Below are 22258 nucleotides of genomic sequence, written 5' to 3' on the forward strand. Positions count from 1 at the left end.
CCGCTGTCATTAAAAACGGGAAAGAGGCGGCCGGAACGATCCGGCCACCCCGTGGATGCTTTTACGGCTGCGCGGCTTATTTCGCCGCCGCTTCGGCCTGCAGCGCCTTCAGGTCCCAGCAGCTGTCGGGCTTGAGGTCGGCCTTGGTCGTCGCCTTCTCCAGCGTGTAGATGTAGGTGTGCGAGGTGCCGGCCGGCTGGCCGCTCTGCAGCAGGAACTTGATGATGGCGTTCATGTCGCCCGACTGGCGGGCAAGATCGGTCATCACCACGGCGCCATAGGTGCCGTCGTTCAGCTTGTCGCAATCGGCCGCCTTCTCGCCGCCGCCGGTGGTGACCAGGAACACCTTGCCGTCGAGCTTGGCGTCGCGGATCGCGGCCGAGGCGCCGGTGGCGTCGCCGTCCCAGAAGTCGATGATCGAGCAGATGTCCGGGTGCTGCTGCAGCATCGTCGTCGTCACGTTGCGCGACGTGGTCGCGTCCCAGTTCGAGTCGGGCTTTGCCACGACCTGGAAGTCGGGATGCTTCTCCAGCACCTTCATGATGCCGGCATACTGGTAGAGGCTCGACGAGTTCGCCTGGTCGCCCTGCACCAACCCGATCTTCTTGGACGAATTCTCGCCGCAGCCTTTGATCGCCGCTTCGGCTTCGAGCTGGCCGAGCTTGTCCCAGTCGCTGCCGACGAAGGCGTCGGCCGGGAAGTTCGCCGGATTGTCGACCAGCAGCACATAGGTGCCGGCGGCCTGCGCCTTCTTCATCAGCTTCGAGTAGGAGTTGAGGTCGGGCGCATGAATGATCAGCACGTCCGGCCGCGTGTCCGAAGCGATGGCGTCGGTGATCGCCTGCGCGCCGGCATCGACCACCCAGTTCGGGTCGCGGGTCTCGAACGTGCCGCCCCAGGCCTCGACTTCCTTCTTCAGGTAGTGCGCCCAACCCTGCGCCAGGTCGAAGCCCATCGCCAGCGGCACCAGCATGACGCGCTTGCCGTTGAGCGCCTTGGCATAGGCGGCCGGGCCGGGATCGTCTGCGGCAAGACTCGGCGCCGCGAAGGCGGTAACGGCGAGCGCCGTGGCGGCGGCCATCAATGTCCTGATTAGTTTCATGTCACACCTCTGGTTCGGTTTTCATTGCCGGCCGATCGTCACGATCGCGCCGGGTACCCGAGAGCAAGATGGCCTTGCCATCTGCTCTAAATGTCGCCTTGTTGCGCCGTCTGCTCGTCGCGCGGATTGATGATGCCGTCGACGATGATGGCCCCGAGCAGGATCGCCGCCTTGATCAGGTTCTGGTAGAGCAGCGGAATGTCGATGATGGTCATGGCGTTGAGCAGGATGCCGATCAGCGCCGCCCCCACCAGCACGTTGCGCACCCCGCCCCTGCCGCCCGAAAGTCCGATGCCGCCGATCACCGCCACCAGGACGATGTCGTAGAGCAGCGTCGAGTTGACGATGCGGGTGTTGATCGAATGCAGGCTGGCTGCCGTCAAAAGCCCGGCGATCAGCGCCACGAAGGCCGAGAGCACATAGCGCAGCACCAGCATGGGCCGCACCGGAACGCCGATGTTGCGGGCAGCGACCGGACTGTCGCCGGCGAAATAGATGAAGCGGCCCCATTTGGTGTAGCGCAGGAACAGGAACACCAGGAAAGCCAGCCCGGCGAAGACGAACACCTCGACCGGAATATCGAGGAAGCGGACGCCGCCGAGCAGCTCGACCCAGTGTCCGCCGGGCACCGGCACGGCATCCTGCGTGATCAGTTGCGAGCGCACATAGCCGAACACAAAGGAGCCGGTGGCCAAGGTCACGAAGATCGCCGGCACGTCGGCATAGGCGACGAGAAAGCCGTTGAGCAGGCCGATGGCTAAAACGCCCGCCAGCACATAGACGAAGGCGAGTCCGTCCGAAGTTCCGGTGTTGAGCAGTTGCAGGTACCAGGCGACCGACATCGCCATGATCGCCACCGCCGACAGGTCGATGCCGCGGCCGATGATGACGACCGCCATGCCAAGCGCCAGAGTGCCGAGCACCGAGACCGAGCGGACGATGGCCACCAGATTGTCGGCGGTCAGGAAACCGGGCAGGCCCAGCGCAGCGGCGGCGAACAACAGGATGGCGATGGCAAAGACGATGCCTTCCTGATTAAGGCGCCTCCAGTTCGGCCAGCCGATCGCATTCATCGCTTGTGTCTTTCGCCCCGAGGGCAAGGCCTTGCCGGCCTGCACCCCGCATGAAAGCTAATCGGCTCAACAGCGGCTCGTCAAATGAATCCGCGTTCAAGAACGGCGCCTCTCCGACTATTTTCCGAGTGGACGCATCGATTGCTGCAACTGGCGCAATAGGCGGAAACTCTTGGGGTTTTGGCGGTTCGTTGCCGCGATCGCGCGGCGCGCGGAAGAACCTGTTCGGACCCCGCGGGACCGACGCAATTTAAGTCCGCAAAATGCGCCCGGCGCGACGTCAATTCTTCGCTGAATGGCCTGGAACCTCGGCGCCGGCATTGGCCGGCAGGAGCATGCACACATCGCCGTGGCGCAGGCCCAGTCCAGAGCTTATCCAACAAACTTCCGTGTCGCCGTTTCGCCTGTTATGGATGAGCCCGGGGTGGCCGAGGAAAACGCATGAAGCCGATCTATATCGACTATCTCAATGCTCTCGACATCGAAGCGCTTGCCATGACCGACGCCGAGATCATCGGCGCCGTCGAAGCCGGGCTCGTCGCGCAGGGGAACGGCCAGACTGTTATCGAGCCGCGCGTCCATCTCGAGCCGGATCCCTCCTTCCACGGCCACTTCAACGTGCTGCGCGGCTATGTGGCGCCGCTCGATGCCGCCGGCGTGAAGATCGTCGGCGACTATGTCGACAACTACAGGCATGGCCTGCCGTCGGAATTCGGCATTCTCAATCTTTTCGATCCGCGCACCGGCACGCCGCGCGCCATCCTCGACGCCACCGTCATCACCGACATGCGCACCGGCGCGGTCACCGCCATCGGCGCCAAGCATTTGGCGAAGAGGTCGTCCAAGGTGCTCGGCCATATCGGCGCGCGCGGCACCGCCTATTGGAACGTGCGCCTGCTCGACCATCTCTTCGACTTCGACGAGATCCGCGTCCACTCACGCCGCCCCGAAAGCCGCGATAGCTTTGTCGCGAGGCTGGCGGCCGACCTCGGCAAGCCGGTCATGGCCGTGGCTGACTGGAAAAGCTGCGTCGAAGGCGCCGACATCGTCGTCGAAGCCTCGCGGCTGCCGGAACCGCAGCCGCTGCTCAAGACCGAATGGATCAAGCGCGGCGCGCTGGTCGTGCCCTATGGCACGATGAGCGCGGTCGAGCTGTCATTGACCGATATCATGCAGAAGATCGTCGTCGACGACTGGGGCCAGTGCAAGGGCGGCAAGTTCGGCTCGCTGCGCGCCCATGTCGAGACGGGACGGCTGAGCGAGGCGACGCTGCATGCCGAGCTCGGCCAGATCGCGGCCGGCCTCAAAGCCGGCCGGCAAAGCGATGGCGAGACGATCCTGTTCTGGCATCGCGGCCTCTCGCTGTCGGACATCGCGCTGGGCAAGGCCATGCTCGCCAAGGCCGCGGAAAAAGGCATCGGCCAGAGGCTGCGCTTCGCATGAGCCCGCTCGTTCTCACCGGCGCGGGCATCAGCATCGAGGATGTGGTTGCCGCCGCGCGCAACGCCTGCAAGGTCGAGATCACGCCTGCCGTGCTTGAAAAGCTCGACAAGGCTCGCCAGGTCCTCGATGCAGCCGCGGCCGGCGGCCAGCAGATTTACGGGCTGAACACCGGGCTCGGCGCCAATCTCGTCACGGCTGTCGTAGGCGACGCCGGCGCCTTCCAGCGCCAGCTGATCGAAGGCCGCAGCGCCGCCGTCGGCGATGCTCTGCCGGTTCCGGTGGTGCGGGCGTCGATGTTCGCCCGCCTTGCGATGCTCGCTTCCGGTGGCTCGGGCCTGTCGCCGCGCGTGTTCACCGCGCTGGTCGAAGCGCTCAATGCCGGCGTGCATCCCGTGATGCCGTCGCTCGGCTCGATCGGCGCCGGCGATCTTCTGCTGATGACGGCGGTCGCCCGCGTGCTGATTGGCGATGGCGAAGCCGAATATCAGGGCCGCCGCATGCCTGCCGCCAAGGCGCTGATGATGGCGCGGCTTGCACCGGTCACTCTCTCGCCGAAGGACGGTCTTTCCCTGATCAACGCCTCGGCCGTTTCCGTCGGGACCGGAGCGCTGGCGCTGACCGATGCGCTGTCGGCGCTCGACCAACAGCAGCAGGCCGGCGCGCTGACGATGGAAAGCATCGACGCCAACCGCACCATCCTCGACCCGCGCCAGCATCAGGCACGCCCGGGCGCCTGCCAGCAGCTTGCGGCCAAGGCGCTGCGCGACCTCTTGGCGCGCGATGAGGCGCCGGCGCCGACCACCATCCAGGACCCGCTGTCGATCCGCTGCATGCCCTCGATCCACGGCGCGCTGATCCAGGCGATCGACCATGCACGGCTGGCTGTCGAGATCGAGCTCAACGCCGCCGCCGACAATCCGCTGGTGCTGGCCGATGATGAACTGGTCATGTCGACCGGCAATTTCCACACAGCGTCGCTGGCGCTCGCCTTCGAGACGCTTGGCCTGGCGATCGCCCAATGCGCGGCAGCGTCTGCCGCGCGCTTCGTCCAGCTCACCGGCTCAACCCGCCACGGCCTGCCGAAATATTTGTCGCCGGTCGGCGGCGCCTCTGCCGGCTTCGTGCCGCTGCAGAAGACGGTGGCGGCGATCCTGGCCGCGATCCGCCACAAGGCCAATCCGGTGATGCTCGATTTCCTGCCCGTGTCCGAGGGCGTCGAGGATCACGCCACGCAGACGCCGCTCGCCGTCGCCAAATGCGCCGAGATGATCGAGCTGTGGCGGCGGCTGATCGCCTTCGAGCTGATGGCCGCGGCGCAGGCCATCGACTTGCGCGAGGGCATGGCGCTCGCGCCGGCCACCGGCGCGATCCACGCGGCCGTGCGTTCGCATGTGGCGACGCTCAAGGAAGACAGGCCGCTCGGCATCGACGCTGAAGCGCTCTATGCCGCTCTCGTCAGCGGAATCTGGCAAGGCCCTCCGGCCACGGGCTGACGCTTTTCGATTCTTGGTTCAGGGCTTTGCGTCCACCTTCCTCATGAAGTGGGTGAGCTCGTCCGGATCCATGGGCACGACATGCCTGTCTTCCGGATAGGCGCCGCTGTTGACGTCGGCGACATATTCGGAAAACGCCGCGATGCGTTCCTGCTGCAGCCGGTCATATTCGGCGGCGAAGTTGCGATAGACTTTCGAGTGGCGCGGCATGTGACCGCGATTTGTGCCGAGAATATCTTCGGCGAACAGATATTGCGCGTCGCAGCCGGTGCCGGCGCCCATCGACAGCATGATCAGCGAAGTACGTTCCGAGATCGCCTTCGCCACTTCCACCGGCACCACCTCGATCTCGGCGCCGATCGCGCCGGCAGCTTCCAGCTGCTTGACCGCCTCGAACACCTGCATGGCCGTATCGGCTGTCTTGCCGACCGCCTTGAAGCCGCCGGTCCAGGTCGCGCGCGACGGGATCAGGCCGACATGGCCGATCACCGGGATGGCGTCGTCGGCCATGCGCTTGATCGTGGCGTAGCCGGCGCTGCAATAGACCGCGTCGGCGCCGGCTTTGTAGAGCCGGAACGACCAGCGCACGAAATCGTCGGCCGTGCCGATCTCGAAGAAATTGTCGCCCGGCATGGTGAAGAGGCTGGGCGCGGCGTCGCGATATTGCGGGTTGAGAACCAGTTCCGGCGGCACCGAGACGATGTCGACCCCTGCCCGCTCGGCAGCCTCGGCTTCCTCCAGCGTCAGCACGCGCAGCATGGTCAATTGCCGCTTGCCCTTCATGGCGCGCAGATCGGCAACGGTCGGTCTCTTCCGGCTCATCGGTTACATCCTGTTTTGTCTGGCGGCTTTCAGCCGATATCGATCATCACCTTACCGGCCTCGACCTTGACCGGATAGGTCTTGAGGTTGACGCAGACCGGCGCGCCCTTGGCCTGGCCGGTCTTGTAGTTGAAGCGGCCATTGTGCTTGGGGCATTCGATGATGTCGTCCATCACCAGCCCGTCGGCCAAATGCGCCTTTTCATGCGTGCAAAAACCGTCGGTGGCGAAGAACGCGTCCTCCGGCGAGCGGTAGATCGCGAAGGTGCGGCCGCCATGGTCGAAGCGGATCACATCCTCCTCGTCCACGTCGTCGACCTCGCATGCTTCGACCCACTCCGCCATCGTCTGTCTCCAGTTTGCCTATGCTGCGCCTATTCGGCGGCCGCGGCCGTTATGTCGAGATCATGGAATTCGCCGCGATACGGCTTGGCCGTCAGCGGCAATTCGCGCTTGAGATAATAGTCCTCGTATTTCAGCTGCCTGAGCAGCACCGGCCAGACCTCGCGATAGGCATGCCACATCGACGGGTTCGCCACTGGCAGATCGTGCTTGATCAATTCATGCAGTTTCGGCAGCGCGTGGTACGGAACCATCGGGAACATGTGGTGCTCCACATGGTAGTTCATGTTCCAGTAGATGAAGCGGCTGACCGGGTTCATGTAGACGGTGCGCGTGTTCAGCCGGTGATCGGTGACGTTGTCGGCCAGCCCGATATGCTGCAACAGCCCCGTCAGCACCATGTGCCAAGTGCCGTAGAGCCGCGGCAGGCCGATCAATACGAGCGGTATCCATGATCCAAGCGCGATCGCGACAGCAATCGTCGCGGCATACACGACCATGTGCCAGCGCGCCGCGGTCACCGCCTTGTGCTGCTCCATCTCCGGAATGTAACTCTTCTCGTCGTCCGACAATGTGCCGAAGGCCTGGCGCACCAGCGTCGGCAGCGCATAACGGAAGTCGAGGATGCCCGTGAAAGCAAGCGCCGCCTTGATGAGGTCCGGCGGCCGCATCACCGCAATCTCGGCGTCGCGGCCGACGATGATGGTGTCGGTGTGGTGGCGCGCATGGCTCCAGCGCCACTGCACCGGGTTGCGCATCAGCATGAAGGAAGCGATGTGGTAGACGACGTCGTTCATCCAGCGCGTGCGGAAGGCGGTGCCGTGGCCGCATTCGTGCCAGCGCGAGTCGCTCGACGAGCCGTAGAGCACGCCATAGACGAACAGGAACGGCACGACCCACCAACTGCCCCAGAACCAGACGATGCCGGCCGCCGAGCCCAGGATCGCAACGATCCAGATGATGGTGTCGCGGATCGCCGGCCCGTCGGAGCGCTGCATCAATTCCTTCATGGTCTTGCGCGGCACGTCGGTATGGTACCACTCGGCCGAGGCGAGCCCGGTCTCGATCGCAAGCCGAGTGCTTTCGCCGACAAGGCTGTAGTCGCGCTTGCTGCTGCCGGCCATCGCCATCGTCATATTCCCCAGCCGTCAAACTCCGTTGGCGCAGAATTTCTCATCGAGGAATTTTTTCGCGCGCGGCACGTCGTCCTCGGTCAGGTGCTCGATGATCACCGGGATGTTCGGATGCTTCTCGCTGAGCCGCTTCAGATAGAGGTCGTAGTTCAGCGCACCGAGGCCCGGCGCCGGCAGCTCGATCTCGCCGACGCCGCGGAAGGTAAGCCCCTCATGCGCGTCCGCGTCACCGATATCGGCATGCTTTTCGGTTTTGTCGCTGCCCGAGCGCTTGACGTCCTTGGCATGCGCGATCCTAATCTTGTCGCTCAGCGTGTCGAACACCTGGTTCAGCACCTGGTCCATGCGGTCGATGTTGTGTGCCTCGAAGTAATTGGTCGGATCCATCAACAGGCCGAGGCCGGGGTGGTCGACCTGTGCGAACATCCTGACCGTCTCCTCGACCGAACCGACGACGTTGTTGACATAGGTCTCAAGCAGAAACACTGCGCCGTGGTCGTAAGCCGTCCGGGCAAGGTCGGAAATCACTTTGCGGCATTCCTCGAACCCCTCTTCGGTCTTGTTCTTCGGGTGGTGAACCCAGTCGGATTCGGTGTTGTAGGTGCCGGTCTCCGAGATCACGTAAGGGCTGCCGAATTCGCGCGCGTTGCGGATAATCTCCTTCAGATACGCCAGTCGCCTGTCGCGCTCGGTCTTGTCCGGATGAATGATGTTGGTGTAGCCGGACACGCAGCAGACTGGCAGGTTATGATCGCGAAATGTGTCGCGCACTTTCCGCGCCTTTTCCGTGGAGATCTGCCCGGCCGACAGGTCGATATCCTTGAAATGCAGGTCGAGCTGCACGGTGTTGAAGCCGAGCGCACGGATGCGCCTGGCGGACTCTTCCAGCTCGTAGGGAAAATAGCCTGTGAAGATACCTGCCTGCATCATGAGGTGAAGTCCTCTGGGTAAGCGATTCAGTTGCCCTGCCTTTTAGTCGCCTAGTCGACAGAGATTTCGGACAGCCTGATCGTGCGACCTTCCGCCATCGATCGGTAGCCGGCCTCGACCAGCGCCATGGTCTTGACGTTGTCGGCGACCGACAGCGCCGGCGGCGTGCCGGTCTTCAGCGCGTATTGCAACTGCTCCATGACGCCGATGAATGCATGCGGGAACCACATCGTCTCCCAGCTTGGGCTGACCCATTTGCCGCCCGTCGTTTCGCTCGAGGCATGGGTCAACGTCGACGCGACGCCCTTCGGCCATCCAATCGTGCCCTTGGCGACGCCCTTGATGCCGTCGACCCGCCAATTGATGTGCTGATCGTCCTCGTAACCCTCCTGGCGCGGGCCGGACCAGACGTCCTCCAGCAAAACGGCAAGCACGCCCGAGGGGAAGCGCAGCGTCGACACGGTGATGCCGTCCGAGTGCTCGAACGCCGTGCGCGGATCCTTGCGCGTCAGCGTGGTTATCTCCTCCGGTTCGCCAAAAAGGAAACGCAGCACGTCGAGGTGATGCACGCTCATATTGGCGAGCGTCAGTCGGTCGTAATCGGCAAGGAAGGTCTGCCAGTGCGGGATCGCGTGCATGTCGATCTCGGCAAAGACGATGTCGCCAAGCGCGCCGCTGTCTATGATCTGCTTCAAGACGCGCATCGACTGATCATAGCGCATGTTCTGATTGACCGAGAGGATCTTGCCGGACGCAGCCGTTTCGTCGCGCAGCTTCACAGCTTCCTCGACCGAAAGCGCCAGCGGCTTCTGCGCCAAGATCGCTTTGACGTGCGGCTGCTTCAACGCATGGCGGATCAAAGCCGGTTGCTGATCGGGCGGAAAGGCCAGATCGACGATCTCGACCTGGCTGTCCTCGATCAATTGCTCCGGTGTCTCGTGGACGGTCGCAATATTCCAGCGATCGGCGACCTTCTGCGCATTGGCTTTGGTGCGCGATGCTATGGCGACCGCCGGAAAACCGGCTTCGTGATAGGCGGCGAGATGGCATTCGGCCATGATCATGCCGGCGCCGATACAGCCGATCCGATATTCCCTGACCCGAACTGTCACGTCCGGTTCGAAGCCTATACTCGCCATCCATTCCTCCCTTGGAGGATGGATATAACGCCATGGTCCGGACCTCAGCCAAGGCCCGCGCCATCATTTCCCATCAGTCAGGCCGCGATCAGCACCGTGCTGTCCGGCGACCAGCTCAGCACGACGGGCTGACCCTCTGCGAGGCGCTCGGCGCCGGTGTTCTGGACGATCACCTTCAGCGTCTGGCCGAAGCGGTCGACGAAATAGGTGCTGTTGTTGCCGGCAAAGATGCGTTTCGAGACCTGCCCCGTGAGCGTGTTGACATTGGCTGGATCGGGCTTTGCCGCGCCGGGCGAAATCCGGATGCGCTCGGGCCGAACGGCGCAGCTCGCCTTGGCGCCGGCCGGCACCGATGCGCCTGTCGAAGCCGCGATCGTCGTGCCGTCGGGCAGCCTGATCCCTGAGCCGGTCGCGTTGCCGTGAAAGATATTGGCGTCGCCGAGGAAAGTCGCGGCGAACTCGCTTTGCGGCCTGTCGTAGATCTCTTCCGGCGGTCCTTCCTGCACCAGCCTGCCGTCGCGCAATATGCCGATGCGGTCGCTCATCGTCAGCGCTTCTTCCTGGTCGTGGGTGACGAAAATGGTCGTGATGCCGATCTCGCGCTGGATGCGCTTCAGCTCGATCTGCATGTCGACGCGCAATGCCTTGTCGAGCGCGCCGAGCGGCTCGTCGAGCAAGAGCACGCGCGGCTTGGTAACGATGGCCCGCGCCAGCGCCACGCGCTGGCGCTGGCCGCCGGAGAGCTGATGCGGCCTTCGCCCGCCGAGCTTGCCGAGCTGCACGAGATCGAGCGCGCGTTGCACTTCCGCAGCGATTGTCGCTTTCGGCTCGCCGCGCACCGACAGGCCGAAGGCGATATTGTCGGCAACGCTCATATTGGGAAACAGCGCATAGTTCTGGAACACCATGCCGATGCGCCGCTTTTCGACCGGCACGCGCTCGACGCTCTCGCCGCCGATCGCAATGCGGCCGGAATCCGGAAAATCGAAGCCGGCGATCTGGCGGAGCAGCGTGGTCTTGCCGCTGCCGGACGGTCCGAGCAGCGCATAGAAGCCGCCATCGGCAAAGTCGATCGAGACATCGTCCAGCGCCTTGTGCGCGCCGAAGCTGCGCGAAACGTTCGCGACCTGGACGCCAGCCATTATTTCTCTCCACCAAACTTGAAGAAGCGCGCCGTGAGCAGCATCAGCGCCATCGACACGACAATGATGATCGTCGAGACCGCGTTGATCTCGGGCGTGAAACCCTTGCGGATCGCGGCATAGATTTCGACCGGCAATGTCGTCTGGCCGGGCGTCGACAGGAAATACGAGACCACGAACTGGTCGAACGACACGGCGAAGGCGAACAGCCCGCCGGCGATCACCCCAGGCATGATCCACGGCAAAGTAACCCGCATGGTCACCTGCCACTGGTTGGCGCCGAGCGAGCGCGCCGCTTCCTCCAGCTCTGGCGCGAAGGTCTGCAGCCGGGCCGACACGACGACGATCACATAAGGCAGCGCCAGCGCGACATGGCCGAGCAGGATTGCCACCAGCCCGCGGCCGATGCCGACGCCGAAGAAGAAGATCAGCATTGCCGTGCCGGTGATCAGCCACGGGATGGCGATCGGTGGGAAGAGCAGCGCCTGCAGGACTTTCTTGCCGCGGAAGTCGTAACGGTAGAGCGCCAGCGAGGCCATCGAGCCCAGCACCGTCGAGATCAAAGTGGTGATGACGGCGATCTCGATGCTGTTCCAGGTCGCCGCGATCAACTGGTCGTTCTGCCAGAGCGATGAATACCAGTCCGTCGTCCATTCGAACGGCAATTGGTAGAAGGGCGAAGCGTTGAAGGACATCGCCGCCATGATGATGATCGGCAGGTAGAGGAAGCCGAGCAAAAGCACGATGTAGAAGCGCCCGAGCCATTCGAGGACGCGCGTCGTCGCCATCACGCAGCCCTCCGCAGGACAGGCGCGGCCAGCGCCAGGATGATCAGCACGACCGCGAGCAGGATAAAGGAGAGTGCCGCGCCCAGCGGCCAGTTGAAGACGGCGACGAACTGGTCCTCGATGATGGTGCCGTAGAAGGTACCGGTGCGGCCGCCGAGGATGCGCGGCTCCATGAAGGAGCCGACTACCGGTACGAAGATCAGCGCGGCACCCGCGATCAGGCCCGGCATCGACAGCGGGATGATCACCCGCCACAGCACCTGCCGCCGCGATGCGCCAAGCGAGCGGCCCGCCTCGATCAGCGAATCATCGATGGCCTGCAGCGTGAGATAGCAGGTCAGCACCATATAGGGCACATAGGAGTGCACCAGGCCGATGATGACGGCTGGGTAGGAATACATGAGATCAATGTTGATCTTGAACGGCAGCAACGCATTGAGCGCGGTGTCGAGGATGCCGCCTTCGCGCAGCACCATCGCCCAGGAGAAGATGCGCACCAGCCCGTTCGACCAGAAGGGCAGGATAACGAGCAGGAAGATCGCCTCGCGGCTGCGCCCTTTCAGCACCTTCGCAAGCACATAGGCCGCCGGGTAGCCGATGACGACGCACCACAGCGTCACCTCCAGCCCGAGCCGCAGCGATGAAAACAACAGCGTCGAATAGAGGCTCTGCGAGAAGAAAGCTGCATAGTTGCCGAGCGTGAACGACCATTCCTTTCCGGCCAGCGGCAGGTCGGTCATGAAGGAGAAGAACACCATGGCCGACAGCGGCAGGAAGATCGCCACCGTCAGCCACAGATAGGCCGGAAGGAGAAGCGGCAAGGCCGGCCTCAGTCCGCGGCGCGAACCGATCGCAAGCTGGTCAGCCATCTGCCTCTCCTCACCGAAAGACGTGATTACTTCACGTTGACCTTCAGCTCCTGCCACAGCGCCAGGTATTTCTCGCGCTGCGCGTCGGTGATCGGCGCCTGGAACTGGATGCGCTTTGCGACCTCGGGGCTGCCCATGACCTTGCGGTTGAAGGCGTCCTCGGGCAGCGCGTCGACAGCCTTGGTGTTGGCCGAAACCGGCGCGCCAACCTTGGTGACCCATTCGACGTAGAATTTCGGGTCGATCATATAGTTGATGAAGGCCTCGGCGCCCGCGACATTCTTCGAGCCGACCGGGATCGAAAAGGCGTCGAGCCAGGCGACGGCGCCTTCCTGCGGGATGACCAGCGAGACCGGCAGCTTGAAATGGGTCTTGGCGCGGTCGGCCGAGCCGCTCCAATAGGTGCCGATGTCGATCTGGTTGGAGGCGACCATCTGGTTCCAGTCGTTCTCCGAGCTCCAGAAGGTCTTGATCTGCGGCATCAGCGAGGTGAGCTTCGCCTTGACCGCGTCCATATCCTTGATGTCGTTGATGTTCTGCCCCGACGCGATCGCGCCGAACTGCACCGCCTCGACGGCGTCGTCGCGGATGATGACGCGGCCCTTATGCGCCGGGTTCCACATCTCGGCGATGCTCGTCGGCGGCTTGTCGAAGGACTTGTCGTTGATCGCCAGAGCCGTCAGGCCCCACACCCACGGCACGCCATAGACCTTGCCGTCATGGTTGAGCATCGGCGAGCTGGCCTTGTCCTTGGCGATATCGGCATAGTTGGAAAGCTTCGAGACGTCGATCGGCTGGATCAGCTTGCCGGCCATCGCCTGGTCGTTGAAGGCGGCGTTGATCATGACGACGTCGTAGAGGCCGGGATTGGTGCGGATCTTGGTCAGCATCTCCTGTTCGGAGTTGAAGAAGTCGTTGACCACCTTGAAGCCGGTCGCCTTCTCGAAATTGGCGACCGCCCATGGCTCGTCGGCGCCATAGCCTTTCCAGTTGAGCACATGCACTTCCTCGGCGGCCCGTGCGGCCGGCGTGAAGGCGGAGACGAAGACGGCCGTCGCCGCCAGAAAAGCGGTCAGTCTGGGCATGCGCATGTTCTTTTCCTCTCATTGTTTGCCCGATTGACGGGCTTGTTAAGTTGCAGTCGCTTCCGCCCGGCCGAGCGCGGTCGTCGCTTCGCCGCGCTCAGTCAGGAACTCCCGGATTTCCGTGTCGGTCGGCGCTGAGGACCCGCCATGGCGGGTGACCGAAAGCGCAGCCGCCGCATTGGCATAGCGTGCCGCCTCGCAAGCGCCCATGCCGCGCGAAAGGCCGCTGACGAAGGCGCCGATATGCGTGTCGCCGGCCCCGTTGGTGTCGACGGCTTCGACCTTGAAACCCGGCACCGCGCGGGTGCCGCCATCGGCCATGCGCACCAAGCAGCCATGGGCACCTGCGCGGATGACGACGCCTTCGGCCCTGGGGCAATGCTCGGCGAGCAATCGGATCGCGACGGTCTGGGCATCGCCGGCGCCGGCAATCTCGGCAGCCTCATTGGTGTTGCAGCTCAACCAGGTCGTACGCGCCAGAACCCTGTCCAGGATCGGCCGTGGAATGTCGGCGATCACCGGTGTCGGATCGAAGACGAAAGGAATGCCGGCCGGAAGCGCCTCGATCCAATCGGCAAGCGCGTCGCGGCTGCCGGGATAGCTCAACGTATAGCCGGAAGTAGAAACCCAATCACCCGCAACGACTTGCACTAGCTTCATCATGTCCGGCGTGAGCCGGCTCTCGGCGCCCGGCCACGAAACGAAGGTGCGCTCCGCGTCGCCGCTGATCATCGCGACGCAATTGCCGCTGTCCATCGAAGGCGATGGCGGCGTCAGCGTCTCGATGCCTTCGGCCGCGAAGGCTTTGCGCAGGAAGTCTCCGTCCGGCCCGGTGCCGAGCTGGCCGCCGAACACCACCTTCATGCCGGTGCGGCTCGCCGCCACCATCATGTTGAAGCCGCCACCGGCGACCCGCGCGTAAGCTGACGCGGTCTTTTCCGTGCCGGCCGCCGGCAGGGCGTCGATGCGGTAGACATAGTCGACCACGGCGCTGCCGACATGAACGAGGCGCCCGCTCATCAGGCAACCTCCTTGCCTGGGCCGGCCTTGGAGCCGCGTGCGGCGACCAGGTCGCCAGCCAGCGCACGGACGTCCGCGATGTCGATGCCATGCAGTTGGGCGATGCGGTCCTGCGGCAGCCTCGACAGGCCGGCGCAGGCGCCCGCCATGCCGGCGGCAATCGCCCCGATCGTGTCGGTGTCGCCACCGAGATTGGCGCCGATGACGGCTGCCCGCCACGGATCGCCTTGCGCGACCTCCAGCACGGCGAAGGCCGCCGGCACCGATTCCTGGCTGGCGACGCCGGTGCCGACCAGGTCAACGATCAGCTTGATGGCTTGCTTCTCCGCCTTGCCGCGGACAAGCTCCTGCGCCCAGACGATGCGCGCGGCGATGTCGCCGCCGGTGACCCAATGGCCGAGCGCAGCACCTAGCCTTGCGGCGGCGACCGCATGGCCGGAAGCGCCACGCCAGTCGCCGCCCGAGACACCGAGGCTGATGGCGGCTGCGACCGCCGCAGCCGATGCGATGGCGATCGAGGTGTTGTGCGTGGCCCGGCAGGTTTCCGCCACCTTGGAAACCAGAACGTCGAGCGGCTCCGGCGGCATCATGATACCGACCGGCGCGATGCGCATCGCAGCGCCATTGGTGTCGCCGCCGCGGCCGGCCTCCTCCGCGGGCACGCCGCTGTTGATGGCATCGATAGCGCGCTTGGTCGACGGCCCAAGCAGGTCGTAGCTGCCGCGCGCCTTGACCTCGCGCTCCCAGTCGAGCAGCGCGTTGACCCAGCGCGCATGATCGAAACGCTCGCCGGATTCGACGAGGATGCGGCCAAGCAGCAGCGCTTGTTCCGTATCGTCGGTGATCGCGCCGGCGGGCAGCCCTTTCGACACCGGGTGATCGGCGGCAGGCGCGACGAAATCCTCGACATGGCCGTAGAGCTCGGCGATACGGGCCGGCGACAGAAGCTGCGTCGGCATGCCCAGCGCATCGCCCAGCGCCCCGCCGATCAGCGCGCCCATAGCCCGGTCCATCGCGTCGGCCGCCATGCTCAGAACTCCAGGTGCAGCGCGAAATGCGCCGGGTTGAGCAGGCTGGTGACGAATTCGATGGCGCGCCCATCGGCGGCGCGTGTCAGGCGGCGTGTGCGCAGGAACGGCGTGCCGGGCGCGCAGGCGAGGATGGCTGCGTCGGAAGCGCTCAGCATCTCGATGTCGACCCATTCCTCGCCGTGATCGGGAACAAGCCCTGCCCCGCGCAGCGTCTGGTGCAGCGAGCCTTCGCGCAGGCCGCGCAGCGGTATGTCTTCCAACTCCGGCGACAGCGGCAGCCGGCTGCGCTCGATCGAGATGGCATGGCCGTCGTCGGCGTTGGTGCGGGCACGATCGACGGCGATGAAGGACGAGCTCTCGACGCCGAGCCTGGCCGCCAGTTCGGCGTCCTCGATGATCTCGAGCCGCAACGTGCGTGTCTCGGCATTGGCGCCCGCATTGGCAAGCGCGCGCGACCAGCCGATCGCGTCGTCGACCGGCATGCCGTCGAAGGTGACGAATGAGCCGATGCCGACCTTGGTGGTGATCAGCCCGCGGCTCGACAGTTCCTCGAGCCCTTTGCGGACCGTGTTGCGGCTGACGGAGAAGCGCTGAACGAGCTCGTTTTCGCTCTGCAGGCGGTCGCCGAAGCCGAGCAGGCCGGAGCGTATCTCATGCTCCAGAACCGTCGCGATCTGCTCGGGCTTGCCCGTGCCGGGAGTGATCTGCGTCGCGCGACGGGCCATATCGATACCTGTTCAGTGAACCTGTATAATCCTGTTCAATATCGGATTTGAATTCCCCCGTCAACGAACCTTCATCACCATTCAAGAACGGAAGGAGGACCGGGCGCAGAATGAGCGTGCGGCGGCAACCGGAGACGCGCCGCTCAAGCGAAGAAGAACTCCTCGACGCGCTGCTTGGCCTGGCGCAGCACCGGCAGGATATCGCGCTCCATCGCCTCGACCGAGAAACGCGCCGACTGCGTCGAGACGTTGATGGCGGCGACGGTGCGGCCGGCGCGATCGACGATCGGCACCGCGATCGAGCGCAGGCCGAGTTCCAGTTCCTCGTCGACGATGGCGAAGCCCTCCGCCCTCGCCTTGTCGATGGCCTTGCCGAGCGCGTTGCGGCCGGTGATCGTCTTCGGCGTCCGCCGCTCGATGGTCGCTTGCGCCAGGAAGGTCTTCAAGTCGTCCGCCTCCAGACCGGAAAGCAGCACCCGCCCCATCGAGGTGCAATAGGCCGGCAGCCGCGTGCCTACATCGAGCGCGACGCTTAAGATCCGCCGTCCGGGGATGCGCGCAACATAGACGACGTCCTCACCCGATAGCACCGCCGCGTTGCAGGCCTCGTCGAATTTGCCCGCCACCTCGCGCATGATCGGCGCCGCGAACGTCCAAAGCGATGCGCCGCCGAGCCAGGTCCGCGCGACGGTCAAAAGGCGCGGCGACAGCGAGAACAGCCGGCCGGACTGCGTCGCATAGCCCGTGGCGACCAATGTCAGCAGAAAGCGGCGGGCGCCCGCGCGGGTGAGGTCGGCCTCTTCGGCCATCTCGGTCAGCGTCATGCCGGCCGGATGGCGCGCAAGGATTTCCATCACTGCCAGGCCGCGTTCCAGCGAGCCGACGTGGTCGCGCGAAATTACTTCCTCTCCCACGAGCGCCTCCATGCCGGCGTTGACTCAATGCAGAGCTCGGAGTTAGAAATATCCCATACAAAACAGATGTTCGCAATACGAACTTTTTCGTGGGGTCTGGAGATGGTCAAGTTCCTGCCGCTGAAAGAGGCGGTCGCGGAAAACCTGCATGACGGCGATACAGTCGCCTTCGAGGGCTTCACTCATCTGATCCCGACCGCCGCCGCGCATGAGGCGATCCGCCAGGGCTTTCGCGACCTGACGCTTATCCGCATGACGCCCGACCTGATCTATGACCAGATGATCGGCATGGGCATGGCTAGGAAAATCGTCTTCTCCTATGTCGGCAATCCCGGCGTCGGCCTGCTCAGACGCGCCCGCGACGCCATCGAGAACGGCTTTCCCCGCGCCATCGAGATCGAGGAGCACAGCCACGCCGGCATGGCCAATGCCTATGAGGCGGGCGCCGCCGGCCTGCCTTGTGCGGTGTTCCGCGGCTATCGCGGCGCCGGTCTCGCCGCGGTCAATCCCAACATCAAATCCGTCACCTGCCCTTTCACCGGCGAGGTGCTGGCCGCCGTCCCGGCGATAAGGCCGGACGTTACCTTCATCCACACGCAGAAGGCCGACCGCAAAGGCAACGTGCTGGTCGAGGGCATCATCGGCATCCAGAAGGAGGCTGTTCTTGCCGCAAAGCGCGCAGTGGTGACGGTCGAGGAAATGGTCGACAGCTTCGACGACTTCCACCCCAATCTCACCGTGCTGCCCAGCTGGACGATCGCGGCGATTTCGGTCGTGCCCGGTGGCTCGCATCCCTCCTACACGCATGGCTATTACGAGCGCGACAACGCCGCCTATCTCGAATGGGACGAGATCGCCGCCGACCGCGGTCGCTTCCAGGCGTGGATGCAGCAGAACGTCATCGAGAGCAGCCCGGATGACTTTGCCGGCCGCATCGAACATCTGAGGAAAGCCGCATGAGCGACGCGAAGGAGATTGGTTTCACCCCGAACGAGATGATGACGATCGCCGCCAGCCGCGCCTTGAAGAGCGACGATGTCTGCTTCGTCGGCATCGGCGCGCCGTCGGCCGCCTGCAACGTCGCGCGGCTGACGCATGCGCCGGATATCACCTTGATCTATGAGAGCGGCACCATCGGCACGGCGCCCGACGTGCTGCCGCTGTCGATCGGCGACGGCGAATTGTGCGAAACGGCGGTCACCACCGTCTCCGTGCCGGAGATGTTCCGCTATTGGCTGCAGGGCGGCCGCATCTCGATCGGCTTTCTGGGCGCCGCCCAGCTCGACAAATTCGGCAATATCAACACCACCGTCATCGGCGACTATGCGCATCCCAAGACCCGCCTGCCCGGCGGCGGCGGCGCGCCGGAGATCGCCACTTCGTCAAAGCAGGTCTACATCACCATGGCTCAGTCGAAGCGCGGCATGGTCGAAAAGGTCGACTTCTTCACCTCCTTCGGCCATGGCGATGGCGGCGATCATCGCAAGCGGCTCGGCATCGATACCGCCGGGCCAACGCTTTTGATCACGGACCTCGCCATCTGGAAGCCGGACCCTGTGACCAAGGAATTCACAGTGGTGTCGCTGCATCCCGGCGTCTCGCGCGAGCAGGTACAGGAGACCTGTGGCTGGACGGTCAAGTTCGCGGAGGCTCTTGACGAGACGCCGGCGCCGACGGAACTCGAGCTGAACACATTGCGCGACCTGCATGTCCGCACCAAGGCGGCGCATCAAGGGATCGCCGAGGGGAAAGCTGCCTAGATGACTGAAGCCTTCATTTGCGACTACATCCGCACGCCCATCGGCCGCTTCGGCGGTTCATTGTCCTCCGTCCGCGCCGACGACCTCGCCGCCATCCCGTTGAAGGCCTTGGTCGAGCGTAATGCCGGCGTCGATTGGGCGGCCGTCGATGATGTCGTCTATGGCTGCGCCAACCAGGCCGGCGAGGACAATCGCAACGTGGCGCGCATGGCGCTGCTGCTTGCCGGCCTGCCGCAGGACATCCCCGGTTCGACAGTCAACCGCTTGTGCGGCTCGGGCATGGATGCCGTCACCATCGCCGCACGCGCCATCAAATCGGGCGAGGCCGAGCTGATGATTGCCGGCGGCGTCGAATCGATGAGCCGCGCGCCTTTCGTCATGCCGAAGGCCGACGCCGCCTTTTCGCGCAACGCCGAGATCTACGACACCACCATCGGCTGGCGCTTCGTCAACCCGCTGATGAAGAAGCAATATGGCGTCGAGTCCATGCCGGAGACCGGGGAGAACGTCGCCGAGGATTTTTCCGTTTCCCGCGCGGACCAGGACGCCTTCGCGGTTCGCAGCCAGGACAAGGCCGTTGCCGCTCAAGGCAGCGGCCGGCTGGCGAAAGAGATCACGTCCGTGACGATCCCGCAGAAGAAAGGCGATCCGGTCGTCGTCTCGAAGGACGAGCATCCACGCGCCGGCACCACCGTCGAGACCCTGGCCAAACTGCCGGCGCCATTCCGCCAGGGCGGCAGCGTCACCGCCGGCAACGCTTCCGGCGTCAATGACGGTGCGGCGGCCCTCATCATCGCGTCGGAAGCGGCGGCGAAGAAGTATGGCCTGACGCCGATCGCCCGCATCCTCGGCGGCGCCGTCGCCGGTGTGGCGCCGCGCATCATGGGCATCGGTCCGGCCCCGGCCACCGAGAAGCTTTGCGCCCGCCTCGGTCTGACGCCCGAGCAATTCGATGTCGTCGAATTGAACGAAGCTTTCGCCTCGCAAGGCATTGCCGTGCTGCGCCAGCTTGGCATCGCCGAGGATGCCGCGCACGTCAATCCGAATGGCGGCGCGATCGCGCTCGGTCACCCGCTCGGCATGTCGGGCGCGCGCATCACCGGCACGGCGGCGCTCGAGCTTCGCGAGCGCGGCGGCAAGCTGGCTTTGGCCACCATGTGCATCGGCGTCGGCCAGGGCAGCGCCCTCGCGCTGGAGCGGGTTTGACCAGTCAGGCAGATCAATAGGGCAAGCCGACGTAGTTTTCGGCGAGCGCGGTCGATGCGGCTCTCGAATGCACGAGATAGTCGAGCTCGGCTTCCTGGATGCGTTGGCCGAACTCTCCCGTCTCCGGAAAACGGTGCAGCATCGTCGTCATCCACCAGGAAAAGCGCACCGCTTTCCACACCCGCGCCAGCGCCTTGGCCGAATAGGCGTCGAGCCCGGCGTCTGACTTTTCGCGGTAGAATTCACGAAGCCCGGCAAACAGATAGCGCACGTCGCTGGCCGCGAGGTTGAGGCCCTTGGCGCCGGTCGGCGGCACGATATGGGCGGCGTCACCGACCAGGAACAGCCGGCCGAAGCGCATCGGCTCGGCGACGAAGGAGCGCAGCGGCGCGATCGACTTCTCGAACGATGGGCCGGTGGTGACTGCGGCAGCCGTCGCCGGCGGCAGGCGGCGGCGCAACTCGTCCCAGAAGCGGTCGTCCGACCAGGCCTCGACGCGCTCGTCGGCGGGAACCTGCACATAGTAGCGGCTGCGCTGCGGCGAGCGCATCGAACAGAGCGCGAAGCCGCGCTCGTGATTGGCATAGACCAGCTCATGGTCGGCCGGCGGCACCTCGGCCAGCACGCCCAGCCAGCCGAACGGATAGTGGCGCTCGAACGTCTTCAGCGCGCCCTCCGGCACCGAGCGGCGGCTGACGCCGTGATAGCCGTCGCAACCGGCGATGAAGTCGCAGTCGATGCGATGCGTGGCGCCATCCTTGTCGTAGGTGACGAAGGGTGACGCGCCGCCGAAATCATGCAGCGCGACATTCGACGTTTCGAAGAAAGTCACCAAGTCCGCCGCCTCGCGCTTCCGCATCAGATCGAGCGTCACCTCGGTCTGGCCATAGACAGTGACATGCTTGCCGCCGGTGAGCGCGGTCATGTCGATGCGGTGCGCGCGGCCGTCGAAGGCGAGCGAAATGCCTTCATGCGGCAGGCCCTGTTCATAGAGCCTCTCCGCCGCGCCCGCTTCGCCGAGCAGGTCCACCGTGCCCTGCTCGAGCACGCCCGCGCGTACCCGGCCAAGCACATGCTCGCGGCTCGACCGCTCGAGTATGATCGTCTCGACGCCAATCGTGGCAAGCAATTGGCCGAGCAGCAGCCCGGACGGCCCCGAGCCAATGATGGCGACTTGCGTGCGCATCAATGACCGAGGCTCTCGATCTGTCTGGCCAACTCGGCTGCAAGCCTGAGCGCGGCCGCCGTCGCCACGACCATTTGCGGCAGGATGAGCCATTCCAGCGTCCAGGCCGAACCCGAGCGCTCCTGCTCATGCACCAGCGCCTGGTGCATGCCGGAAAGCTGGACGGCATTGAAGCGGGCGAGGGCCACCAGGGCTTCCGCCTTCACGGGATTCTGCTTGTGCGGCATGGTAGATGAACCGCCGCCGCCGGACAGCTTGATGTCGGTTCCCGCCTGCGCCATCAGTGCAACGTCCTTCCCGAACTTGCCGAGGCTGCCGGTCACCAGCGACAGCCAGCCGGCGAACTCGGCGAGCGCGTCGCGCTGATTGTGCCATTGCGGCGCGTCGGCAAGGCCGAGCTTCGCGGCAAGCGCGGCGCGCACTGCGGCGGCCTTGTCGCCGAGCTTTTCCAGCGTGCCGGCGGCGCCGCCGAACTGCACCGCCAGCAGCCGGCCGGACAGCTCCTTCAAACGTTCCTGGTGACGCTGGAGCGGCGCTCGCCATGAAGCGATCCGGTCGGTCACGACGATCGGTATGGCCGGCTGCATGCGCGTCACCGCCATCATCGCCCTGCCCTCGAAATCCGGTTCGAGACCGGCGAGCCGCACGACGTTCTCGCTGAGCAACAGGCCGACATGCTCGACCGCCCCGCTCAGGCGCAGCACCAGCGATGTATCGATCACATCCTGGCTGGTGGCGCCGAAATGAACGAATGCATCGTGCGGCACGCCAACAGCAGCCTTGATCTGTCGCACCAGTTCCGGCACCACGACGCCGTCGGCGGCGACGCCGGCGCGCAGCTTCGCCGTATCCGGCCGGAACGCCGCCAGCGCCTTCGAGATCGCCGTCGCCGCATCGCGGGAAATCGCGCCGCACTCGGCCTCCGCCTCGGCCAGCGCCCGTTCGAAGCTGAGCATCGCGGCGATGTCGGCTTCGACGGAAAAATGTCTGGCCGCCTCTTCGTCGCCGAGCAGGCCAGAAAGCAGCGGGTGATCAAAGGGCGAAACGGTCATGGCG

22 protein-coding genes are annotated in these 22258 nt (G+C 64.8%); 5 read left to right on the forward strand and 17 right to left on the reverse strand.

Translation table 11 applies throughout. From position 1 onward, the window contains the following. Positions 1-76: 76 nt before the first annotated feature. The gene (locus LB525_RS12900) at positions 77-1102 is read right to left on the reverse strand and encodes a sugar ABC transporter substrate-binding protein (RefSeq protein WP_224544904.1); all 1026 of its coding nucleotides are present in this window, start codon (positions 1100-1102) and stop codon (positions 77-79) included. Between the two features lie 86 nt (positions 1103-1188). After that, positions 1189-2175, reverse strand: coding sequence for an ABC transporter permease (locus LB525_RS12905; RefSeq protein ID WP_224544905.1), 987 nt, complete (start codon positions 2173-2175; stop codon positions 1189-1191). A gap of 441 nt (positions 2176-2616) precedes the next feature. On the opposite strand from LB525_RS12905, the gene LB525_RS12910 reads away from it, so the two are divergent. Further along, on the forward strand, positions 2617-3618 hold the full coding sequence (locus LB525_RS12910; protein ID WP_224544906.1) for an ornithine cyclodeaminase family protein: 1002 nt from the start codon (positions 2617-2619) through the stop codon (positions 3616-3618). Beyond that, entirely contained in the window at positions 3615-5111 is a 1497-nt protein-coding gene (gene hutH / locus LB525_RS12915; protein ID WP_224544907.1) for a histidine ammonia-lyase, read from the forward strand. The genes LB525_RS12910 and hutH overlap by 4 nt, the downstream gene beginning before the upstream one ends. Before the next feature lie 18 nt (positions 5112-5129). Here hutH and LB525_RS12920 read toward each other — a convergent pair whose 3' ends face one another. From LB525_RS12920 to LB525_RS12980, 13 genes are all read right to left on the reverse strand, one after another. Next, complete coding sequence (locus tag LB525_RS12920) at positions 5130-5933, reverse strand: 3-methyl-2-oxobutanoate hydroxymethyltransferase (RefSeq protein ID WP_224544908.1); 804 nt, start codon at positions 5931-5933, stop codon at positions 5130-5132. A gap of 29 nt (positions 5934-5962) precedes the next feature. Then, the gene (locus tag LB525_RS12925) at positions 5963-6277 is read right to left on the reverse strand and encodes a MocE family 2Fe-2S type ferredoxin (protein WP_224544909.1); all 315 of its coding nucleotides are present in this window, start codon (positions 6275-6277) and stop codon (positions 5963-5965) included. A 29-nt stretch (positions 6278-6306) separates the two neighbouring features. Then, the gene (locus tag LB525_RS12930) at positions 6307-7398 is read right to left on the reverse strand and encodes a fatty acid desaturase family protein (RefSeq protein ID WP_224544959.1); all 1092 of its coding nucleotides are present in this window, start codon (positions 7396-7398) and stop codon (positions 6307-6309) included. Between the two features lie 24 nt (positions 7399-7422). Beyond that, positions 7423-8337 carry a sugar phosphate isomerase/epimerase family protein gene (locus LB525_RS12935; RefSeq protein WP_224544910.1) on the reverse strand — a complete coding sequence of 305 codons (915 nt, stop codon included), beginning with the start codon at positions 8335-8337 and terminating at the stop codon, positions 7423-7425. 50 nt (positions 8338-8387) lie between these two features. Continuing rightward, positions 8388-9476 (reverse strand): Gfo/Idh/MocA family protein, encoded by a 1089-nt coding sequence (locus LB525_RS12940; RefSeq protein WP_224522908.1) that lies wholly within the window; start codon positions 9474-9476, stop codon positions 8388-8390. 77 nt (positions 9477-9553) lie between these two features. Further along, positions 9554-10618: an ABC transporter ATP-binding protein gene (locus LB525_RS12945; RefSeq protein WP_224544911.1), complete on the reverse strand. Its 1065-nt coding sequence runs from the start codon at positions 10616-10618 to the stop codon at positions 9554-9556. Further along, a complete protein-coding gene (locus tag LB525_RS12950) occupies positions 10618-11406 on the reverse strand; it encodes an ABC transporter permease (RefSeq protein ID WP_224544912.1) in 789 nt (262 codons plus the stop codon). The genes LB525_RS12945 and LB525_RS12950 overlap by 1 nt, the downstream gene beginning before the upstream one ends. Next, positions 11406-12275: an ABC transporter permease gene (locus LB525_RS12955; RefSeq protein ID WP_140838915.1), complete on the reverse strand. Its 870-nt coding sequence runs from the start codon at positions 12273-12275 to the stop codon at positions 11406-11408. Before LB525_RS12955 ends, LB525_RS12950 begins: the two co-directional genes overlap by 1 nt. 26 nt (positions 12276-12301) lie before the next feature. After that, positions 12302-13366: an ABC transporter substrate-binding protein gene (locus tag LB525_RS12960; protein ID WP_224544913.1), complete on the reverse strand. Its 1065-nt coding sequence runs from the start codon at positions 13364-13366 to the stop codon at positions 12302-12304. A gap of 39 nt (positions 13367-13405) precedes the next feature. After that, the gene (locus LB525_RS12965; protein ID WP_224544914.1) at positions 13406-14380 is read right to left on the reverse strand and encodes a PfkB family carbohydrate kinase; all 975 of its coding nucleotides are present in this window, start codon (positions 14378-14380) and stop codon (positions 13406-13408) included. Continuing rightward, positions 14380-15408, reverse strand: a complete 1029-nt coding sequence (locus tag LB525_RS12970) for an ADP-ribosylglycohydrolase family protein (RefSeq protein WP_224544915.1) — start codon at positions 15406-15408, stop codon at positions 14380-14382. The genes LB525_RS12965 and LB525_RS12970 overlap by 1 nt, the downstream gene beginning before the upstream one ends. A 2-nt stretch (positions 15409-15410) precedes the next feature. Beyond that, entirely contained in the window at positions 15411-16136 is a 726-nt protein-coding gene (locus tag LB525_RS12975) for a GntR family transcriptional regulator (RefSeq protein ID WP_140838923.1), read from the reverse strand. Positions 16137-16279: 143 nt separating this feature from the next. Next, positions 16280-17050 (reverse strand): IclR family transcriptional regulator C-terminal domain-containing protein, encoded by a 771-nt coding sequence (locus LB525_RS12980; protein ID WP_140838925.1) that lies wholly within the window; start codon positions 17048-17050, stop codon positions 16280-16282. A gap of 102 nt (positions 17051-17152) precedes the next feature. Between LB525_RS12980 and LB525_RS12985 the strand changes: the two genes are divergently transcribed. From LB525_RS12985 to pcaF, 3 genes are read left to right on the forward strand one after another with little or no spacing between them, the layout of a single operon-like run. Then, positions 17153-18010 (forward strand): CoA transferase subunit A, encoded by an 858-nt coding sequence (locus LB525_RS12985; protein WP_224544916.1) that lies wholly within the window; start codon positions 17153-17155, stop codon positions 18008-18010. After that, a complete protein-coding gene (locus LB525_RS12990) occupies positions 18007-18810 on the forward strand; it encodes a CoA-transferase subunit beta (RefSeq protein WP_224544917.1) in 804 nt (267 codons plus the stop codon). The genes LB525_RS12985 and LB525_RS12990 overlap by 4 nt, the downstream gene beginning before the upstream one ends. Then, positions 18811-20016, forward strand: coding sequence for a 3-oxoadipyl-CoA thiolase (pcaF, locus tag LB525_RS12995; RefSeq protein ID WP_224544918.1), 1206 nt, complete (start codon positions 18811-18813; stop codon positions 20014-20016). 13 nt (positions 20017-20029) lie between these two features. Here the strand turns inward: pcaF and pobA are convergent, their stop codons facing one another. Both pobA and LB525_RS13005 read right to left on the reverse strand, forming a co-directional pair. Next, positions 20030-21202, reverse strand: a complete 1173-nt coding sequence (gene pobA, locus LB525_RS13000; RefSeq protein ID WP_224544919.1) for a 4-hydroxybenzoate 3-monooxygenase — start codon at positions 21200-21202, stop codon at positions 20030-20032. Next, positions 21202-22254, reverse strand: a complete 1053-nt coding sequence (locus tag LB525_RS13005) for a 3-carboxy-cis,cis-muconate cycloisomerase (RefSeq protein WP_224544920.1) — start codon at positions 22252-22254, stop codon at positions 21202-21204. The genes pobA and LB525_RS13005 overlap by 1 nt, the downstream gene beginning before the upstream one ends. Between the last annotated feature and the right edge of the window lie 4 nt (positions 22255-22258).

Origin of the sequence: Mesorhizobium sp. CA16 (assembly GCF_020165175.1) — a bacterium.
GTDB lineage: Bacteria > Pseudomonadota > Alphaproteobacteria > Rhizobiales > Rhizobiaceae > Mesorhizobium.

Excerpts from the sequence above, each read along its gene's own strand:
- LB525_RS12905 (WP_224544905.1), bottom strand. The coding sequence starts at position 2,175 with ATGAATGCGATCGGCTGGCCGAACTGGAGGCGCCTTAATCAGGAAGGC.
- LB525_RS12940 (WP_224522908.1), bottom strand. The coding sequence starts at position 9,476 with ATGGCGAGTATAGGCTTCGAACCGGACGTGACAGTTCGGGTCAGGGAA.
- LB525_RS12955 (WP_140838915.1), bottom strand. The coding sequence starts at position 12,275 with ATGGCTGACCAGCTTGCGATCGGTTCGCGCCGCGGACTGAGGCCGGCC.
- pcaF (WP_224544918.1), top strand. The coding sequence starts at position 18,811 with ATGACTGAAGCCTTCATTTGCGACTACATCCGCACGCCCATCGGCCGC.
- pobA (WP_224544919.1), bottom strand. The coding sequence starts at position 21,202 with ATGCGCACGCAAGTCGCCATCATTGGCTCGGGGCCGTCCGGGCTGCTG.
- LB525_RS12945 (WP_224544911.1), bottom strand. The coding sequence starts at position 10,618 with ATGGCTGGCGTCCAGGTCGCGAACGTTTCGCGCAGCTTCGGCGCGCAC.
- LB525_RS12970 (WP_224544915.1), bottom strand. The coding sequence starts at position 15,408 with ATGGCGGCCGACGCGATGGACCGGGCTATGGGCGCGCTGATCGGCGGG.
- LB525_RS12950 (WP_224544912.1), bottom strand. The coding sequence starts at position 11,406 with ATGGCGACGACGCGCGTCCTCGAATGGCTCGGGCGCTTCTACATCGTG.
- LB525_RS12975 (WP_140838923.1), bottom strand. The coding sequence starts at position 16,136 with ATGGCCCGTCGCGCGACGCAGATCACTCCCGGCACGGGCAAGCCCGAG.
- LB525_RS12935 (WP_224544910.1), bottom strand. The coding sequence starts at position 8,337 with ATGATGCAGGCAGGTATCTTCACAGGCTATTTTCCCTACGAGCTGGAA.
- LB525_RS12925 (WP_224544909.1), bottom strand. The coding sequence starts at position 6,277 with ATGGCGGAGTGGGTCGAAGCATGCGAGGTCGACGACGTGGACGAGGAG.
- LB525_RS12920 (WP_224544908.1), bottom strand. The coding sequence starts at position 5,933 with ATGAGCCGGAAGAGACCGACCGTTGCCGATCTGCGCGCCATGAAGGGC.
- hutH (WP_224544907.1), top strand. The coding sequence starts at position 3,615 with ATGAGCCCGCTCGTTCTCACCGGCGCGGGCATCAGCATCGAGGATGTG.
- LB525_RS12985 (WP_224544916.1), top strand. The coding sequence starts at position 17,153 with ATGGTCAAGTTCCTGCCGCTGAAAGAGGCGGTCGCGGAAAACCTGCAT.
- LB525_RS12965 (WP_224544914.1), bottom strand. The coding sequence starts at position 14,380 with ATGAGCGGGCGCCTCGTTCATGTCGGCAGCGCCGTGGTCGACTATGTC.
- LB525_RS12930 (WP_224544959.1), bottom strand. The coding sequence starts at position 7,398 with ATGGCCGGCAGCAGCAAGCGCGACTACAGCCTTGTCGGCGAAAGCACT.
- LB525_RS13005 (WP_224544920.1), bottom strand. The coding sequence starts at position 22,254 with ATGACCGTTTCGCCCTTTGATCACCCGCTGCTTTCTGGCCTGCTCGGC.
- LB525_RS12900 (WP_224544904.1), bottom strand. The coding sequence starts at position 1,102 with ATGAAACTAATCAGGACATTGATGGCCGCCGCCACGGCGCTCGCCGTT.
- LB525_RS12910 (WP_224544906.1), top strand. The coding sequence starts at position 2,617 with ATGAAGCCGATCTATATCGACTATCTCAATGCTCTCGACATCGAAGCG.
- LB525_RS12960 (WP_224544913.1), bottom strand. The coding sequence starts at position 13,366 with ATGCGCATGCCCAGACTGACCGCTTTTCTGGCGGCGACGGCCGTCTTC.
- LB525_RS12990 (WP_224544917.1), top strand. The coding sequence starts at position 18,007 with ATGAGCGACGCGAAGGAGATTGGTTTCACCCCGAACGAGATGATGACG.